The organism is Chryseobacterium sp. L12 (genome assembly GCF_056133985.1).
The window spans coordinates 58,576-74,074 of sequence record NZ_JBVYOF010000014.1; the positions used below are offsets into that span (position 1 = coordinate 58,576).

At 33.9% G+C, this 15,499-nt stretch carries 18 protein-coding genes; 11 read left to right on the forward strand and 7 right to left on the reverse strand.

Annotated elements, in window-relative coordinates; all coding sequences use genetic code 11:
* Positions 1-21 precede the first annotated feature (21 nt).
* Together AC0NBN_RS09050 and AC0NBN_RS09055 are read right to left on the reverse strand one after the other, a co-directional pair.
* Positions 22-573, reverse strand: a complete 552-nt coding sequence (locus AC0NBN_RS09050) for a ferritin (RefSeq protein ID WP_160812381.1) — start codon at positions 571-573, stop codon at positions 22-24.
* 185 nt (positions 574-758) lie between these two features.
* Entirely contained in the window at positions 759-1,469 is a 711-nt protein-coding gene (locus tag AC0NBN_RS09055) for a class I SAM-dependent methyltransferase (RefSeq protein ID WP_143884605.1), read from the reverse strand.
* Positions 1,470-1,603: 134 nt separating this feature from the next.
* Between AC0NBN_RS09055 and AC0NBN_RS09060 the strand changes: the two genes are divergently transcribed.
* The 7 genes from AC0NBN_RS09060 to AC0NBN_RS09090 all read left to right on the forward strand — a co-directional run bounded on the left by AC0NBN_RS09060 (position 1,604) and on the right by AC0NBN_RS09090 (position 7,790).
* The gene (locus tag AC0NBN_RS09060) at positions 1,604-3,325 is read left to right on the forward strand and encodes a cellulase family glycosylhydrolase (protein WP_160812382.1); all 1,722 of its coding nucleotides are present in this window, start codon (positions 1,604-1,606) and stop codon (positions 3,323-3,325) included.
* 52 nt (positions 3,326-3,377) lie between these two features.
* Positions 3,378-3,821 carry a DUF5362 family protein gene (locus tag AC0NBN_RS09065; protein ID WP_160812383.1) on the forward strand — a complete coding sequence of 148 codons (444 nt, stop codon included), beginning with the start codon at positions 3,378-3,380 and terminating at the stop codon, positions 3,819-3,821.
* A gap of 84 nt (positions 3,822-3,905) precedes the next feature.
* Positions 3,906-4,778, forward strand: a complete 873-nt coding sequence (gene bla, locus AC0NBN_RS09070) for a class A beta-lactamase, subclass A2 (RefSeq protein ID WP_143884608.1) — start codon at positions 3,906-3,908, stop codon at positions 4,776-4,778.
* Between the two features lie 30 nt (positions 4,779-4,808).
* Positions 4,809-5,231, forward strand: coding sequence for a hypothetical protein (locus AC0NBN_RS09075; protein WP_160812384.1), 423 nt, complete (start codon positions 4,809-4,811; stop codon positions 5,229-5,231).
* Positions 5,231-6,121, forward strand: coding sequence for a 3-hydroxybutyryl-CoA dehydrogenase (locus tag AC0NBN_RS09080; protein WP_474468214.1), 891 nt, complete (start codon positions 5,231-5,233; stop codon positions 6,119-6,121). Before AC0NBN_RS09075 ends, AC0NBN_RS09080 begins: the two co-directional genes overlap by 1 nt.
* 72 nt (positions 6,122-6,193) lie before the next feature.
* Positions 6,194-7,513, forward strand: a complete 1,320-nt coding sequence (locus AC0NBN_RS09085; protein ID WP_160812386.1) for a hypothetical protein — start codon at positions 6,194-6,196, stop codon at positions 7,511-7,513.
* 37 nt (positions 7,514-7,550) lie between these two features.
* Positions 7,551-7,790, forward strand: coding sequence for a hypothetical protein (locus tag AC0NBN_RS09090; RefSeq protein WP_143884612.1), 240 nt, complete (start codon positions 7,551-7,553; stop codon positions 7,788-7,790).
* A 48-nt stretch (positions 7,791-7,838) separates the two neighbouring features.
* Here AC0NBN_RS09090 and AC0NBN_RS09095 read toward each other — a convergent pair whose 3' ends face one another.
* The 3 genes from AC0NBN_RS09095 to AC0NBN_RS09105 form a co-directional block, all read right to left on the reverse strand.
* Positions 7,839-8,249, reverse strand: coding sequence for an META domain-containing protein (locus tag AC0NBN_RS09095; protein ID WP_160812387.1), 411 nt, complete (start codon positions 8,247-8,249; stop codon positions 7,839-7,841).
* A gap of 190 nt (positions 8,250-8,439) precedes the next feature.
* Positions 8,440-9,264 carry a DUF3298 and DUF4163 domain-containing protein gene (locus AC0NBN_RS09100; RefSeq protein ID WP_160812388.1) on the reverse strand — a complete coding sequence of 275 codons (825 nt, stop codon included), beginning with the start codon at positions 9,262-9,264 and terminating at the stop codon, positions 8,440-8,442.
* A 71-nt stretch (positions 9,265-9,335) separates the two neighbouring features.
* Positions 9,336-10,856 carry an NAD(P)H-hydrate dehydratase gene (locus AC0NBN_RS09105; RefSeq protein ID WP_160812389.1) on the reverse strand — a complete coding sequence of 507 codons (1,521 nt, stop codon included), beginning with the start codon at positions 10,854-10,856 and terminating at the stop codon, positions 9,336-9,338.
* A 132-nt stretch (positions 10,857-10,988) separates the two neighbouring features.
* On the opposite strand from AC0NBN_RS09105, the gene mscL reads away from it, so the two are divergent.
* A complete protein-coding gene (mscL, locus tag AC0NBN_RS09110) occupies positions 10,989-11,432 on the forward strand; it encodes a large conductance mechanosensitive channel protein MscL (protein ID WP_143884616.1) in 444 nt (147 codons plus the stop codon).
* Between the two features lie 57 nt (positions 11,433-11,489).
* Here the strand turns inward: mscL and AC0NBN_RS09115 are convergent, their stop codons facing one another.
* The gene (locus AC0NBN_RS09115; RefSeq protein ID WP_143884617.1) at positions 11,490-12,446 is read right to left on the reverse strand and encodes a D-2-hydroxyacid dehydrogenase; all 957 of its coding nucleotides are present in this window, start codon (positions 12,444-12,446) and stop codon (positions 11,490-11,492) included.
* A 91-nt stretch (positions 12,447-12,537) separates the two neighbouring features.
* Positions 12,538-12,939, reverse strand: a complete 402-nt coding sequence (locus AC0NBN_RS09120; protein WP_143884618.1) for an LNS2 domain-containing protein — start codon at positions 12,937-12,939, stop codon at positions 12,538-12,540.
* A 239-nt stretch (positions 12,940-13,178) separates the two neighbouring features.
* On the opposite strand from AC0NBN_RS09120, the gene idi reads away from it, so the two are divergent.
* From idi to gcvT, 3 genes are read left to right on the forward strand one after another with little or no spacing between them, the layout of a single operon-like run.
* Positions 13,179-13,688: an isopentenyl-diphosphate Delta-isomerase gene (gene idi / locus AC0NBN_RS09125; protein ID WP_160812390.1), complete on the forward strand. Its 510-nt coding sequence runs from the start codon at positions 13,179-13,181 to the stop codon at positions 13,686-13,688.
* A 7-nt stretch (positions 13,689-13,695) separates the two neighbouring features.
* The gene (locus AC0NBN_RS09130) at positions 13,696-14,172 is read left to right on the forward strand and encodes a hypothetical protein (RefSeq protein WP_160812391.1); all 477 of its coding nucleotides are present in this window, start codon (positions 13,696-13,698) and stop codon (positions 14,170-14,172) included.
* Positions 14,173-14,182: 10 nt separating this feature from the next.
* Positions 14,183-15,259: a glycine cleavage system aminomethyltransferase GcvT gene (gcvT, locus tag AC0NBN_RS09135; protein WP_474468211.1), complete on the forward strand. Its 1,077-nt coding sequence runs from the start codon at positions 14,183-14,185 to the stop codon at positions 15,257-15,259.
* Positions 15,260-15,499 lie beyond the last annotated feature (240 nt).

Genomic DNA, 15,499 nt, shown 5'->3' on the forward strand with positions numbered 1-15,499 from the left:
ATAATTTTAATATTGTTATCTTTAAGGATTGTCTCCTGTTGCATCCTGCGCCAAAGGAACATCATTGGGTGCAGATTCCAGTGCTTTGTCTAATGTAAATAATGATTCGTTGGATGCCTGATCACCTCCTGCAATTTTCAGCTTATCAATAAGATCTTGGGCTAAAGTTTCTTCTTCGATCTGTTCCTGCACAAACCACTGCATAAAGTTCCATGTTGCCCAGTCTTTTTCATCCAGTGCTCTGTCAACCAATTTATAAATAGATGTCGTATTATCAACCTCATGCCTGAAAACATTGTCGAAACATTCCGTTAAAGACTGCGGATCATCGGGCGGAGCCGGAATCGTATCAACTTTTGGTTTTCCGCCACGGTTAAGAACATATTCCATAAATTTTATAGAATGGTTTCTTTCCTCCTGCGCATGACGGTACAGAAAATTAGCAATTCCCTGGTATCCTTTGTCATCTGCCCATATTCCGTAAGATAAAAATGTGTGGGAAGCATGAATTTCTTTATTCATCTGATCACTCAGTGCTTTTTCCATTGCAGGTGAAAGTCTGTTGGTATTCATAATTGTATATTTTATTGTGATTATGATTAAAAATACAAAAATGATTCCCTGAAGTTAATTTTGACTAAAATTTAAAAAGCAATAGAAATAATCATCTATATTACAGATAATTACGAATATAATTTATAGTTAGTCTAAAATAAAAAAGCGAATATCAGTTTAGTCAGCAGAACAATGAAAACAGATTATTTATTTCTTTTTATTAGTTTAGCCAAGTACGAATCATCATCCTGTGCCAGCTTCTCTATTATAAAGCCATTATTTTCAGCAGCATTTTTTAAAGTATTAAAATCAAGATAAAGCCATTTTATGGGGTCTTCTGACTGACCTTTGTAATGAACAATGTAATCTAGTTCTCCGTAATAGCCTTCAGCGGGAATATAAACTCCGCCATCTTCATCCTCATCAAACATATAAAGAATATCTGTGCTGTCGATCAATATTTGTCCGCTGTTATTGAGCAGCAAATGAAGCTTCTGAAGGTAAATATCAATTACTTTCAGACTTTGAAAAATTCCGGTTCCGTTCATTAGCAGAAGAATAGTATCGTATGTTTCTCCTGAAAATTCAAGCATATTCTTCGCAACAGCGTGTTTAATTCCTCTCAGTCTGCAAACCTCAACTGATTTTGGCGAAATATCTAATGCAGTAACCTCTAAATTTCTTTCATTCTGAAGATATAATGAATGCGAACCCGCTCCAGCTCCGATGTCCAGTATCTTTCCTGAAGATAATTGCAAAGCTTTTTTTTCGATTGTATTCATCATTTCAAAGTCTCTGAAAAGATATGCTACCGGAAGTTCATCCAGTTCAGAAATTGAGGTTTCAGTCTGCAGATCTTCAGGATTTTCATTGTGAAAATAATCCCATATTGCCTGTCCCATTAAATCTTTCATAAATAAATATATAATCTGCAAAGATAATAATGTATCGTTTCATTGATTTTAATTTCAAACAAAATATTTTAAATATATTTGTAATTATCTAAAATTCTAAAAAATAACAATCACCCAATTTTAAACAAATTACTATGAAACAGAGCATTCTTATATCCGCTTTTTTATTGTCTCAATTTGGGACATCACAAATACTAAAAACCCAAAATCAGAAAATTATTGATGATAAGGGAAATAATATACAGCTTAGAGGTCTCGGGCTTGGCGGTTGGATGCTGCAGGAAGGTTACATGCTGAAAACAGCTGATTTTGCAGGTCCACAGTACAAAATCAAAGAAAAAATTTCCGAACTTATTGGTGAAGACGGAATGAACAGGTTTTACAAAACTTATCTGGATAAAGGTATTACCGAAGAAGACATAAAATTCCTCGCTGAAACAGGCTTTAACTCTGTGAGGCTGCCCATGCATTATAATCTTTACACATTGCCAATTGAGAAAGAACCTGTAAAAGGGCAAAATACCTGGATCGACGAAGGATTCCTCATGACAGATCGCTTGCTTCAATGGTGTAAAAACAATAAAATATATCTTATTCTGGATCTTCATGCTGCTCCGGGAGGACAGGGAAATGATGTCAATATTTCTGACAACGACAAAAGCAAGCCATCACTTTGGGAAAACGAAGAAAATCAGAAAAAAACAATTGCCCTTTGGAAGAAATTAGCAGAACGCTACAAAGATGAGCCATGGATAGGCGGCTACGACCTGATTAATGAACCCAATATCAACTTTACTGGTAAAAATCCAAACGGAACTGATGAAATGTCGAATGCTCCACTTTGGAAACTGCAAAAAGAAATTACAGAAGCAATACGATCTGTAGACAAAAAACACATCATTTTTCTGGAAGGAAACGGATGGGGCAACAACTATAATGGTCTTACTGAGCTCTGGGACGACAACCTTGTATTCAGCTTTCATAAATACTGGAATAATAATGATGATGCAACTCTGAAATTTATTTTAGATTTAAGGGAAAAATACGATATTCCTGTCTGGCTCGGTGAAACCGGAGAAAACTCAAATGTGTGGTTTACACAGCTTATTGAGCTGCTGAATAAGCACAATATAGGCTATGCTTTCTGGCCAATGAAAAAAATTGATAATATTGCCGGAATCACCAACGTGAAAATTACTCCGGAATATCAGAAACTTTTAGACTACTGGAAAAACGGCGGCAAAAAACCTACAAAAGAATTTTCTGAAAAAGCTTTGATGCAAATTGCTCAAAACTATAAATTCAGTAATGTGGAAATCAAAAAAGATGTGGTAGATGCGATGTTCAGACAAACCAATGAAAATTCAACAAAGCCATTCAAGCTCCACCGTATTCCGGGAAAAGTATCTGCTGTAGATTACGATCTCGGAAAAATAGGATTTGCCTATGATGATAAAGACTTTATTAATCTTTGGGTGAGTGACCCCGAGAAAAGATCTGAATGGAATTCCGGAAACCAGCTGAGAAATGATGGCGTTGACATTTACAAGACAAACAACAATATCTATTATGTAGGTAAAACTGAAAAAGATGAATGGCTTCAATACACTATTCAGTCGAACACAGACAAAAAATATAATATTTCCTTGCAGTATTCTGCCATAAAAAATTCTGAAATAATCATTGAAGATCACAACGGTAAACAAATAACAGCAATAAAATTACTATCAACCGGAGGATATGAAAACTGGAAAACAACTTCTGCTAAACAAATCAACATCAGAAAAGGAGAAAATAAAATCAGACTAAGATTTGGAAATGACGGCATCAATTTAAGCTATTTCGAGCTGAACTAAACTAAGATTTCATCGTTTGATGAAATTTCAATTACTTTGCCGAAAAATTTACATGGAAACAAAATCACCTTTTGAACAGTTTGAAGAATTAAAAATTGACCGAATCAGCAAGGAGTTTCTTGCGGAAGCAGCAAAATGGACCGCATTTCTGGCAATTTTAGGATTTATCGGAATTGGCTTTTTTGTACTTGTTGCCTTGATTATGATGTTTGCAGGCTCTACATTAAGCATGAGTCCTATGGTCGGCAGCATGGGAATCGGTCTGGTATATTTAATTATAGCGGGGTTTTATTTTACACCTATTAATTACCTGTATAAATTCTCAAGCAATATGAAAAACGCTCTCAGAAATAACAATCAGTCTGCGCTTACCAATGCATTTGAATACTTAAAATCTCATTACAAATTTATCGGCATTCTGACTCTGATTTTAATTTCGTTTTACGTTATGCTGTTTATCTGGTTAATGCTGACTACAGTTGGAAGTCATTTCTAATTTTTTTATATTTGATTATCATACGACTGTCTCAAAAAACGAAATATTTTACTTTTGAGACAGTTTCTTTTTTAAATTAACAAAATGAAGAAAATTAAATTTCTATTCCTGCTTATTTCGACAGTTATTTTTGCTCAGCAATCTGTTTTAGACCAAAAAATAAGCACCATTATTAAGGGTAAAAAAGCTACAGTCGGAGTTGCTGTATTGAGCTTTGAAGATAATTTCCGATATAATAAAAATGCCAATAAAAAACTGCCAATGCTCAGTGTCTTTAAGTTCCATATTGCGGCAGCGGTTTTAGATTGGGTAGATCAGGGAAAACTGTCTTTAGATCAGAAAATTTTCATTACAAAAAAAGATTTGCTGGAGGATACCTGGTCGCCCATCCGCGAAAAGTTCCCAAATGGAAATGTCGAAATGAGTCTTGATGAAATGATTTACTACACCGTAGCATGGAGTGATAATAATGGTTGTGATATACTTCTAAGATTGATCGGCGGTACAGAAACTGTACAAAAATTGATGGATTCTAAAGGCGTGAAAAATTTCCGGATCAAAAATAATGAAGAGCAGATGCACAAAGGAATACAATATTTGTACGAAAATTATACAACTCCGAATTCTTTGGCTCAGCTCTACAAAGATTTTTATCAGGGCAAAATTTTATCTGAAAAATCAACAGAATATTTATACAATATTATGCTCAACACCGAGACCGGAACCAATAAACTGAAAGAACAACTTCCCAAAAAAGTAATTGCGCACAAAACGGGATCCTCAGGAAAAACAGGAAATCTGACAGTAGCTGAAAATGATTCGGGAATTGTGACTCTTCCGAATGGCAATCATTACTCAATTGTCGTTTTTATCAGTGACTCTACTGAATCTGAAGTGGTAAACTGCAAAATGGTTTCAGATATTTCAAAAACAGTCTGGGATTATTTTAATAAGTAAAATTTAAAGCTTAATTTTAAAACCATAAAAATGAAGAAAACTTTTTTGATATTAAGCTTACTCTGTTTTGGGTTTTTCTTTGCCCAAAAAAGCGAAAACTATCTCGAAATCAGCTACAACAGTATATGCTGCGGAACTCCTCCTACAGATCCGGTGATAAATTATATATCAATTTTTCAGAAAAAAAATAAAACAAAACCCTTTGAAATCTTTCGTCAGTCAGGTTTAGGGCGAGAAGGCGAATTTAAGCTGTTTGTAGGCACAGATCATCTGTCTCCAAAGATGAAAACAAAATTTACTTCAGGTCTGCAGGATGTTATAAACTCTCAAAACAAAGCCAGCAGCAAGACCAACAAAGGCAAAATTGATTTCAACAGTTCTGAAATTGTGAAAAAAGCAGCTTTATTAAACATTGATAATTTAATTATATATAAAAAAGAACAATCAAAATGATCAAAAACATCGTAGTTATCGGAGCAGGAACCATGGGAAATGGTATTGCACATACTTTTGCACAGAGCGGATTTAGTGTAAATCTTGCAGATGTTTCTCAGGATGCCTTAGACAGAGGATTGAAAACCATTACCACCAATCTCGACAGAATAATTGCAAAGGGAAACCTTACCGAAGAACAAAAAGCAGAAACGCTTGGAAACATCAAGACTTTTACAGAACTAAAAGATGCTGTAACCAATGCCGATCTTATTGTGGAAGCAGCAACAGAAAATCAGGATCTGAAGCTTAAAATCTTCGGTCAGATGGATGAGTTTGCTCCGGAAAACTGTATTCTGGCAACCAACACGTCTTCTATTTCTATTACGAAAATTGCGGCAGCAACCAAAAGAGCAGATAAAGTAATCGGAATGCATTTTATGAATCCTGTTCCGATCATGAAGCTTGTAGAAATCATCAAAGGCTATTCTACATCCAAAGAAACTTTTGATGCTATATATACTATGAGCAAAACTTTGGGGAAAGTGCCTGTAGAAGTAAACGATTATCCGGGATTTGTTGCCAACAGAATTCTGATGCCGATGATTAACGAATCTATTGAAACTTTATACAACGGTGTTGCCGGAGTTGAGGAAATTGATACGGTAATGAAATTGGGAATGGCTCATCCGATGGGACCGCTTCAGTTGGCAGATTTTATTGGTCTGGATGTGTGTCTTGCAATATTAAATGTAATGTATGACGGTTTCAAAAATCCTAAATACGCTCCGAACCCACTTTTGGTGAATATGGTGATGGCAGGAAAATTAGGTGTGAAATCAGGGGAAGGTTTTTACGACTATTCTGAAAGCAAAAAAGCAGAAAAAGTGGCAAAAATGTTTGCAAAATAATTTTTAAGTTGTGAATTATAAGTTATAAATTTAGGCTCTAAATCTGCAATCTATAACCTAACAACCGCAACCTTGATAAAATTTAAAGAAAAAAATATTCAGATATTATTGGTCATCATCACTGTTTTGACGACCATTTTTCGTTTTCTGCTCAATGAGAAGGGACGCACAAGTCCCGATTCTATCCGTTTTATGCGGTTTGCAAATGTATTTCCGACCATTGATAATACGACAACGCCTTTAGGCTATCCTTTAAGCATCCGTTTTTTTACAATATTTGGATTTGATGAGTTCTGGAGCAGCAAAATTGTGGGATTGACGGCTTTGGCGGCAATTCTGATTTTTGCTTACAGGAAAAACTTTTTTTTCAGAGAAGCACTTATTGTATGTTCATTATTCAGTTTTGTATCTATTTTTTCCTTTACCATGAGCGAAGCTTTGATTCTGCCTTTCGTTGTGTGGTTTCTGTATATTTCGTCACAAATTATTGCAGGAAATTTAGAAAAAGGCAAAGCAGTTTTTTATCTTTCATTAAGTTTAATTTTACTTTACAACATAAGATACAGCTCACTTTTCATCATTGGCGGAACCGGATTGTTCGGTTTGGTTTTCCTGAAAAGAAAATATGCATCTGCATTTATCATTTCCGGAATTACAGGAGGCATTTTCGTTGTTCTATATAAATTGCTTTTCATTGATTATTTTAATGAAAACTATGTGAAAGATTTTCTGGAAATAGGTCTGCATCCTACTTCAAAACTTCTGAAAGAATTGTTCTTCGGACTTTGTACGACATTCAATCCCTTCATTCATATGTCAGATCCGAATGGCGGTATCATTAATTACGGAATTTATGGATTAGGGGCATTCAGTATTCTTTTCATGATCCTTCTTTTCATTAAAACAAAACTTAGCGAAATAGAAGTTTTTTTCATTTTCATTGGAGTTTTTGGAATTATATGTTCCTTTTTCATACAGTATTTTTATTCTGTAAATGCAATAGATTATCGTTTGCTGGTTCCTTTCAGTATGCCTTTATGGCTGTTATACTGTAGAAAGGTATTTCAGGTTTACGGTTTAAAAACGTATGCTGTGGGATTTTTAAGTTTAAGTTCAGGCTTGTTTTTTACACTTCTTTCCAAAGGAAATTACCTTGAAAACAGAAGAGAAATCAAAAACTTTCTGGTAAAAGAAAAACTTGATAACAAACCGATAAAATTTTATCTGGAAACCATGGAAGACCTGGAAAAGATACAGGTTGCAGAGCTGATAAGCACCGTGAATGCTAATGTAGAACTCACCTTCAAGCCACAGGATACGCTTCGTAAAAATACGTTAACAAGGTATAAAGTTTTACAAAAAATTAAGATTGACAAGAATAAATACCAATAATTTTATCTATCTTTGATGAAGTTTAAACATTAAAAAAATGAAGTTACCAAAGTTTTTATTAGCAGATAATTCAGACTTTCCTGAAGATTTGTTTGTAGTACACACAGAATATCCAAGATTTATCTTAAATGTTGAAGAAGAAGAAGTTGAATGGCTTGATGATCTTGAAGGAGACGACGAAGAGACCATGGCAGACGAAGCTACAAAAGTAGTGGAAGCAGCATTCAAATGGTGCGACGAAGAGTTGGCTAAGTACGACGAAGAAGAGGAAGATTAATATTTTCATAAAAAAAGGAACTCAGCTGAGTTCCTTTTTTATTGTTCATTATTCCGATTTGTTGAATTTCAACAGCAAAAGGCTATCCTGATACAATTCTAATGTATTTCCGGAAACAACATACTTATTGGTTTTCTGAAGCATATCCAGGAAATTTTTCTCAACAGACATATTATCGCAAGCCATTTTCGTAGATCCTACTCCCGAAGTTTCAAATTTACCCGAAACGGTATCCATCATTACGCCGCCGAAAAAACGGTTACAGCCGGAATTTCCGTTGATCTTAGCTCCTTCGATATTTAAAGTTGGAGCCTGCCCTCTCACATTATCTGCTAAAGTCCACTTGGTGTTGGCAATAGAAGGTTGCTCTTTACCAACTTTTGCTGAAGATGTATTTTTCATTGTTCCGCAAGATGCCAAAACGGCAAATGTACATATACTTAAAAAAAGATTTTTCATTTTAAACTTTTTATTATTTCTTGTCAGTTAGGCTTTATTGCTTTAAACAAAACCATTTTATCCTTGGATAAAAATCAAATTTACGTAATTTATATTGATTAATCCATGCCGAATATACATTCATTCCATAAAAATCTAGAGTATATCCTAATTTTATTTCAATAAAGTTCATTCAATTAAGCAGAGTCAATCATTTTTTAACCCTGACTTCAAATTGAGGATTGATTGTACCTTTCAGATCTTCCCACGAAACCGGAATCACGATATCTCCTGCCGCAAATGCTGCAATTTCGTAAGGACTGTAATGGAAATAAAGATTTTTATCGTCAAAATAAAAATTATCATTTGCAGGAATTACATCTTCCAAAAGCATATCAGAATTTTTCATCGTTTCCTGTCCTGAAGTGATTCCGCTTGGAATTTTATCAATGTTTTTCTTTAAAAGTTCTTCCAATTTTGTCTTTTCTATAGTAGTAATATCCTTCAACTGAACTTTTTTATTGTTTTTAAGATCAAACACTCTTTCAGAAAAACCATAATTTCCGTGTGCACCGCCTTCATATGAGCTGAATAAATATTCAATCTGAAGGAAATCCTCGGAAAGAGATTTCAGTTTCATATAAGAACCTGTTTCCCAAGTTTGAGGATTGGGTAAATCTCCCATCCAGTCTGTATTTTTATTTTTAAGCGAAGAAAAATAATCTTGTTTATCTTTTTCAAGAAAAGTTTTCAAACCCTGCCGGGAAAAATCGGTAATTCCATTTTTATAATAATAAATACTGTCTAGAAGTGCTTTGTCTTTTATAGATGGAAAAACCAGTATTTTAGCTTCGTATTTCACCGATAACTTCTCATTCATTTTCACAGAATCTTTTACCAGAACAGAATCAACAACAAACTGATCATTTTTAATTTCTGTCTGAACTTCTTTTCCTGCATTTTCAGAATTATTTTTTTTGCAGGCAGTAAAAAAAATTACTGAAGAGAGAGCTGCAAAGGCAATTGTTTTTTTCATGTTATTTTATTTGGGGGATTAAATGCAAAAATCATTCATCTTTATCACTTTGTAAACTTTATATAGCATCATTACGTTCCAAAGAAAAGCTTTCTTTTATTAAGTTCCAGAAAAACATTTCCCAATTCCTGAATTACGTTGCTTGGCTGCATAGATTCTTTTGAGTATTTTTCAGCAGCGAAATCTGCGCTTTTACCATGAAGCCAGACTCCTAAAACAGCCGCTTCTTCGGAAGAATATTTTTGAGCCAAAAGTGAAGTAATAATACCAGTAAGAATATCTCCGCTGCCGCCTTTTGCCAAACCAGAATTTCCGGTAATATTATAATAAACCCTTCCTTCCGGCGTAATAATCTGGGTGTGATGATCTTTCAGAACTATAATAATTTTCAACTCAGAGGCTTTCTTTCGGGCTAAACTTAATCTTTCAAATGAATTTTCCGTAGTGCCAAAAAGTCTTTCAAATTCTTTTGGATGCGGCGTGATGATTGATTTTTCAGGAATCAGATCCAAACGATTTTTTTCCTTTGAAATAATATTCAATGCATCTGCATCCAACACCAGAGGAGAATGATAACTTTCAAGAAATATCAAAAGAGATTTTTCCGTAGCATCTTCAGTTCCCAGACCGGGACCAATTCCGTAAACCGTATTTTCCTGTATTTCAATCCGTGAAATAACTTTTTCACCACCATTGATAAACATAGCTTCCGGACAGCTCGTCTGCAATATATCATAACCGCAATCCGGAGCTAAAACAAATGTAAGTCCGGAACCTGCATTTAAAGCTGATTTTACGGCTAAAACAACCGCTCCCATTTTACCATAACTTCCTCCTGCAATGACGGATTTACCATAATTTCCTTTATGGGAAAAATGATTTCTCGGTTTAAATATTTTTGTGATCAATTCATCATCTATCACAAAATTATCACTTTGAGTGGTCTCCAGAAACTTCTGATCCAGTTTTATATCCAAAACAACCACTTTTCCTGCATAAGAACCAGTTTCAGGATGCAAAAAAGATTTTTTCCAGCATTGAAATGTCAATGTAACATCAGCTTTAAAAATAATATCATCCGTATCATTCATTTGATCTGCAAACATTCCGGACGGAATATCTACCGATATTTTAGGATTTTTCTTTTTGTTTAAATTTTCGAAAAGTTTTTGATTTCTGCCATCCAGCTTTCTTGACAGTCCGATCCCGAAAAGTGCATCAATTATGACTGTATTTTCGTCATACCTTAATCTCTCTATTTCAACAAAATCTCGTAAAGAAATCCCTGAAATTTCTTTCAGTCTTTTAAAGTTGATCAATGTCTCATTTGAAAAGCTTTGATTTTGCCTGTCAAAAAAAACGTCTACATCAAAACCTTTCAAATAAAGCATTCTTGCAATTGCAAATCCATCACCGCCATTATTGCCATTGCCGCAGAAAACATAGAATTTTGCATAATGCTTTGCATTTTGTTCTATCCACTCCACACAGCCTGCAGCGGCTCTTTCCATTAAATTAACTGATGAAACAGGCTCGTTTTCTATGGTAAAATGATCTGCTAATCTGATTTTGTCAGTAGTAAAAATTTTCACGGGATTCGTTTTTAATAAATTTAACTATAAATGTTTAAAAACACTAAATCATTAATGCAAAAAAATACCCAAACAAGATTATATTATTATTTTTAATTGATATTTTTGTTTAAACAATTAAAAAAAACAATTATGGGATTTGTAAAAGAATTTAAAGAATTTGCTATCAAAGGAAATGCGTTTGATCTTGCGGTAGGTGTAATTATCGGCGGGGCTTTTGGAAAAATCGTAACCAGTGTTATTGATGATTTAATCATGCCTATCGTAGCAGCAATAGCCGGAAAACCAGATTTTAGCAGTATTTATTTCGCAATGGGTAAAGGCTCCGAAAATATACCTGCAGGATCCACACTAGCCAAAGCAAAAGAGATTGCTCCTGATGCTGCCATCTTTGCGTATGGAAATTTCATTACCGTAGCAATTAATTTTCTACTTCTTGCACTCGTTGTTTTCATACTTGTAAAAACAATCAATAAAATAAGAAAAGCCGAAGCTGAAACACCGGCCGAACCTGCTGCACCTACAGCTACAGAACAATTACTTGCAGAAATTCGTGATGAATTAAAGAAAAAATAGATACTATTATTAAAAAATCCGCCATAATTTTACAATTATGGCGGATTTTATTTTGTATTACATTTGCAAAATACTGGAAATCTGATCGGCTAAAGAAAGTCCGATTCTATCCTGAGCCTCAAGTGTTGAAGCACCTGTATGAGGTGTCACGGAAATTTTCGGATGAGAAATGATTTGTTTAGAAGGTGTAGGTTCGTTAATGAAAACATCCAATCCTGCAAATCTTACTTTACCTGAATCTAAAGCTTCTAATAATGCCTCTTCATCTATCACTCCACCTCTTGAACAATTGATAATCGAAACACCATCTTTCATCATATCAAATTCATTTTTAGAAATCATATAACCGTTTTTCTGAGCAGGTACATGAAGCGTTATAAAATCCGCATGCTTCAATACATCCTGTAAAGGTTCCGTCTCAATATCTACATTAATATATTGATTATTATAAAAAGTTACTTTTATGCTGGCTTTTCCGATCATGTTATCAGCAGCAATCACTCTCATGCCCAATCCTAATGCTATTTTTGCTACTTCCTGACCGATTCTTCCCATTCCGATGATCCCAATTGTTTTACCTTTCAGTTCGATTCCTGCAGCATAGGATTTTTTCAGTGATGCAAATTCTGTGTCTCCTACCAAAGGCATTTTCCTGTTAGAATCCTGTAAAAATCTTGCTCCGGAAAATAAATGAGCAAAAACAAGCTCGGCGACCGATTCTGAAGATGCAGCGGGCGTGTTGATGACATGAATTCCTTTTTCTCTTGCATAATCTACATCAATATTATCCATCCCAACTCCGCCACGTCCAATGATTTCTAAAGAAGGGCAATTGTCTATAATATCTTTTCTTACCTGAGTTGCACTTCTTACTAAAAGAGTACGGATCTTATTTTCATTAATATAATTTAAAAGAAACTCTTGTGGAACTTTTTGAGTGATCACTTCAAATCCCTTTTCAGTTAATGCATCTATTCCTGACTGATCTAAACCGTCATTTGCCAAAACCTTCATAAATAAAATATCTTGTTTAAAAGTTGAAAAATTCAAAAATTAATATAAAGTAAAATTCTTTAAATGAATCTTCAAATCTTTTTAATTTTGTTTAATCTTTAAAAACCTCAATGGTTACTTGCTTCTCAACCAAATCTGTAAATTTTCCTTTGTATCGTGTTGCTCTTACGAGATGATTATCAATCCAGTGATAGTTTCCGCCTCTTGGCTTCCCGCACAAAACACTGTGATATTTAAAGCCGTGCTTATCAAGCCAGTCAATAGTTATTTGTTTTAAGTTTTCTGTCCGTGAGGTAAAAAAGCAAATTTGATGACCTTCGTCATACCACTTATTAATAGTTTCGAGAGCATCGTAATATGGTTCGCAGGTAACCATTCTTTCCGGCTCTTCATTGGGAACATCGTCCGTAATTGTCCCGTCTATGTCAATGAGATAGTTTTTAATTCCGTCTTTCAGAATTGGACTGATGTGCTCAATATATTCTAATTCCATCGTTGTAATTTTAAAGCGCAAAGTTACGTTTTATGATTCAAACAACTTTATTAATTGCTGGTTATGTTAAAAATTTAACGTAAAAAGCAATTAAAAGATAATAATGATGAATATTTTATTGCATTTTTCACAATTAAGCTTATTTTTTTCATCTTTATATAAAAATAATATTTTCACAAATCATAAAAAAACTAAACATTTATTTTACAAAATCATGTATTAAGCCTAAATTTGTAGGAATGGAAGAAATGGTAGTATTAGTAAACGCAAACGATGAAGTTTTAGGACTTATGGAAAAGCAGCAGGCACATATTAATGGTTTGCTTCATCGTGCATTTTCGGTATTTTTATTTAACGAAAAGGGCGAAATGCTTTTACAGAAACGTGCTGCCGGAAAATATCATTCACCTTTGAGATGGACAAATGCGGTATGTTCCCATCCAAGAGCCGGAGAAAGCTATCTGGCGGGTGCCAAAAGAAGACTGAAAGAAGAATTGGGAATTGATGCAGATATTTCGCAAAAATTTCAATTTATTTACAAAGCTGATGTCGGAAACGGATTATGGGAGCATGAACTTGATCATGTTTTTACAGGAATTTACTGTGCTGATTTTAATCTTAACAAAGCTGAAGTAGAAGAAGTGCGCTACATCTCATTAGAAAACTTAGATAAAGAAATTGCAGAAACTCCTGAGCATTTTACAGAATGGTTTAAAATTATTCTTCAGGAATATAAATATCATTTTTAAAAAACACATGAAAAAATTATTTTTATTAATCACTTTTTTATACAGCATTGCTTCATTTTCACAAAAAATAAAAACTGAAATTTACGATAGTGAAAATTATTCCATAGAAACTCCTGACACATGGAAACTGACTAATGATGAGGGAATTATAAATATTTTTCCTACAAGTCAGATTGGAGCAATTACCATTTCCGAATACCATGATCTGGATTTACCAAAGACAGAGGTGAAAAAATTTATTCTCGCATTGTATCAATCTGAGGATGATGAAAAAAAAGTAAAAAATACCGGCAATAAAAAAGGGTTTACAGAATATCAGTATGAATATTTAGATGAAAAAGAAAAAATCTTCTGGGTTACAAAAGTCTATCAGAAAAATAAGGAACTGTACCTTATAACCATCAATTGCCAGGAAAAACACTGGAACGGAAATTACATGAAGCTTTTTAACGAGGCTTTTGAAAGTTTTAAAATAAAAAAATAAATATTTACATATGAAAAAAACAGCTTTATATGATAAGCACGTTTCTTTGGGAGCGAAAATAGTACCTTTTGCAGGTTTTGAAATGCCTGTACAATATTCTGGAGTAACAGAAGAACACTTTGCCGTAAGAGAAAAAGCAGGATTATTTGACGTTTCCCACATGGGACAGTTTTTTATTGAAGGAGCTGGTGCAAAAGATCTTTTGCAGTATGTAACCACCAATAATGTAAACGCTCTTGAAAACGGAAAAGCTCAATACTCTTGTCTTCCGAACGAAAACGGAGGTATTGTGGATGATCTTATCGTTTACAAAATGGATGATGAAAAATACTTTGTTGTAGTAAATGCTTCCAACATTGATAAAGATTGGGATCACATTTCAAAATACAATACTTTTGGTGCTGTAATGACCAATGCTTCAGATGAAATGTCTCTGTTAGCAGTTCAGGGACCGAAAGCCACTGAAATTTTGCAGAAATTAACTGAAACAAATCTTTCCGAAATTCCATACTACAATTTTACTGTTGGTTCTGTTGCCGGCGTAAATGATGTAATTATTTCAAATACAGGATACACAGGAAGTGGCGGTTTTGAAATTTATTTTAAAAACGAATCAGCAGAAAAACTGTGGGATGCTATTATAGAAGCAGGATCTGAAGAGGGAATTATACCATGCGGATTAGCGGCAAGAGACACTTTAAGGCTTGAAAAAGGTTTTTGTCTATATGGAAACGACATTGATGATACAACTTCTCCAATTGAAGCAGGATTAGGATGGATTACTAAATTTGACAAAGATTTTATATCAAAAGAAACTTTTGCTAAACAAAAAGAAGAAGGAATAAAAAGAAAACTTGTAGGTTTTGAATTAACTGACAAAGGTGTTCCAAGACATGATTACCCTGTTGTAGATGCAGAAGGGAATATAATCGGAAAAGTAACTTCCGGTACACAATCTCCAATGAAAAAGATTGGTTTAGGGATTGCTTATGTGGATAAACCTCACTTTAAGATAGGATCTGAAATATTTATTCAGGTAAGAAACAAAAACATTCCAGCAAAAGTTGTTAAAATGCCGTTTGTTTAGGAATTTATTTTTTCTATTATATATAAACAACCGCTTTGTCATCAAGGCGGTTTTTTTGGGGATTAATACTGTTTTAGATTGTTTTATACTACTTGATAAAGAATCTAATTTCAGATAAATCCAGGCTATAGAAAACGTCCAATAATATATTACTTAATCTCACTTTCATTCAAGGTTTTCCATTAAAATCACTAAGCCTTTTACACTTCAATAAATCTTGGTTTAAACTTTTGGAAGGTG

Coding starts and splice junctions, on each gene's coding strand:
- AC0NBN_RS09065 (WP_160812383.1), top strand. CDS start 3,378: ATGGAAACAAAATCACCTTTTGAACAGTTTGAAGAATTAAAAATTGAC.
- bla (WP_143884608.1), top strand. CDS start 3,906: ATGAAGAAAATTAAATTTCTATTCCTGCTTATTTCGACAGTTATTTTT.
- AC0NBN_RS09095 (WP_160812387.1), bottom strand. CDS start 8,249: ATGAAAAATCTTTTTTTAAGTATATGTACATTTGCCGTTTTGGCATCT.
- AC0NBN_RS09090 (WP_143884612.1), top strand. CDS start 7,551: ATGAAGTTACCAAAGTTTTTATTAGCAGATAATTCAGACTTTCCTGAA.
- AC0NBN_RS09055 (WP_143884605.1), bottom strand. CDS start 1,469: ATGAAAGATTTAATGGGACAGGCAATATGGGATTATTTTCACAATGAA.
- AC0NBN_RS09120 (WP_143884618.1), bottom strand. CDS start 12,939: ATGGAATTAGAATATATTGAGCACATCAGTCCAATTCTGAAAGACGGA.
- AC0NBN_RS09130 (WP_160812391.1), top strand. CDS start 13,696: ATGAAAAAATTATTTTTATTAATCACTTTTTTATACAGCATTGCTTCA.
- AC0NBN_RS09060 (WP_160812382.1), top strand. CDS start 1,604: ATGAAACAGAGCATTCTTATATCCGCTTTTTTATTGTCTCAATTTGGG.
- AC0NBN_RS09075 (WP_160812384.1), top strand. CDS start 4,809: ATGAAGAAAACTTTTTTGATATTAAGCTTACTCTGTTTTGGGTTTTTC.
- AC0NBN_RS09115 (WP_143884617.1), bottom strand. CDS start 12,446: ATGAAGGTTTTGGCAAATGACGGTTTAGATCAGTCAGGAATAGATGCA.
- idi (WP_160812390.1), top strand. CDS start 13,179: ATGGAAGAAATGGTAGTATTAGTAAACGCAAACGATGAAGTTTTAGGA.
- mscL (WP_143884616.1), top strand. CDS start 10,989: ATGGGATTTGTAAAAGAATTTAAAGAATTTGCTATCAAAGGAAATGCG.
- AC0NBN_RS09050 (WP_160812381.1), bottom strand. CDS start 573: ATGAATACCAACAGACTTTCACCTGCAATGGAAAAAGCACTGAGTGAT.
- AC0NBN_RS09100 (WP_160812388.1), bottom strand. CDS start 9,264: ATGAAAAAAACAATTGCCTTTGCAGCTCTCTCTTCAGTAATTTTTTTT.
- gcvT (WP_474468211.1), top strand. CDS start 14,183: ATGAAAAAAACAGCTTTATATGATAAGCACGTTTCTTTGGGAGCGAAA.